The following is a 1,631-nucleotide window of genomic DNA, read 5'->3' on the forward strand; positions in this document are numbered from 1 at the left end:
TTTTATAAAATGAATATTATCTGTATTTAACTCTTGCGTTAACTCTTTTTTTACTTTTTTGCCTATCTTTGTGTTTATATCTGCAATAATAGCAATGCCATCATTTTTTACAACTGCTTTTACAAACTCCTGCCCTATTAGCCCTGCCCCACCTGTAATAACTACTACTCTATTTTTTAACATTTTTTTCCTTCATAAAAAACTCCACAAACTTATAATCGAGTTCTGTATCTATATCAATAGAACGCTCTTCTGGCATTACATATAAACCAGTGTTTTCTAAAAAAAGAGAGTTTTCATTTAAAATAACATTACGCTTCCATATATAAATAGAGGCATTCATATCGTAACTTTTAGGTGTATCTTGTCTTCTTACAATGCTTTCATCTAATTTTTTTGAAAGAGAGACTTTTCCTTTTTTATCGACCTCCACAAGATTAAAGTAAGGGCTTCTTCTACTTGGCATTGCCGTAATAAGATTATCGTTATTATTTTGTATAAATTGCTTTAAAGCCTTGACAATATCTTCCACTATTCTAAGAGGTGCCGTTGCATCTAAATCAACCAAATAATCAAATTGAGTATCATAATGAGCTTCACTTCGCACAAAAGCATCACGAATTACATCCAATTTCCCTGCTCTATCACTCGCCATCGCTTCACTGCGTTTAAAAAAAATCTCTGCTCCATACTCTTGAGAAATTGTTGCAATAGCATCAGAATCTGTACTCACTACAATGTGTTCAAACAAGCCACTCTCTAAAGCTTGCTCAATAGTATAGGCAATTAAAGGCTTTTCAAGAAGAGGCTTTATATTTTTATTTTTAACACCTTTACTTCCCCCTCTCGCACATATTGTACATAAAATTTTACTCATCTATTTTGCTCCTCAATTATTGTAATTGTCTGCATCACTTCCAAACCTTCTTCAAAAGTAGCTACATATTTTTGCTCACCTAAAATATCAAGATGCATCTGTTCAAACATAAAATTTCTCTCTAATGTTGCAAAATTATATATCTCTGCCTCTGCAAACTTATTTTTTTTCATCAATTTATTTGCAATAAAATCAAGTTCATAGCTACTCTCTAATGTCTCTACAATAACTCTTCTATGATTTATTTTACTAATATAATCTAGGGATATATTGAGAAAAACATCTTGATTTGTTTTTGCTATAAACATTGTCAAATCATCTGAATCTATCTCTAAATCAGAAACTTTACTTTGATAACTTTTTATCTCTTTACAAACACCACATATCCACTGTGCATAGTCAATCTCATGGCTTAAATCAAGTAAAACCCCTCCACCTTCTCTTTTTTTTGCACTATAAGAATCTCTATAATCTGTTTGAGGTCTCCATGTAGGTAAATATTGTCCACATTTCGCATGAAACGCAATAATTTTTTCATTTTTTACAAACTCTTTAAGTTTCAATAGCAGAGGATGAAAGCGTAAAACATAGCCAACAAAGAGTTGGTTATTTTTAATATGCAAATTTTTTGTAGTTTCAAATAGAGGTTTTTCACATAAAATCAATTTTCTCGAGACATTTTTCTCTAAATATTGCAACTGTTCATAATGTTTATATGTTGGAGAAGCTATGACAAAATAATCATATACACTCA

2 protein-coding genes and 1 pseudogene are annotated in these 1,631 nt (G+C 30.8%); all 3 read right to left on the reverse strand.

Annotated elements, in window-relative coordinates; genetic code table 11:
* A pseudogene (locus MVY38_RS00835) lies at nt 1–183 on the reverse strand (flagellin modification protein A); the annotation flags it as partial.
* A complete protein-coding gene (locus MVY38_RS00840) occupies nt 170–877 on the reverse strand; it encodes a sugar phosphate nucleotidyltransferase (protein ID WP_297482391.1) in 708 nt (235 codons plus the stop codon). The gene MVY38_RS00840 and the pseudogene MVY38_RS00835, both read right to left, overlap by 14 nt.
* The coding region (locus MVY38_RS00845) for a gfo/Idh/MocA family oxidoreductase (RefSeq protein ID WP_297482394.1) at nt 874–1,631 on the reverse strand (758 nt) is incomplete at its 5' end. The genes MVY38_RS00840 and MVY38_RS00845, both read right to left, overlap by 4 nt.

Origin of the sequence: Sulfurimonas sp., assembly GCF_027056685.1 — a bacterium.
GTDB lineage: Bacteria > Campylobacterota > Campylobacteria > Campylobacterales > Sulfurimonadaceae > Sulfurimonas.

Coding starts and splice junctions, on each gene's coding strand:
- MVY38_RS00840 (WP_297482391.1), bottom strand. CDS start 877: ATGAGTAAAATTTTATGTACAATATGTGCGAGAGGGGGAAGTAAAGGT.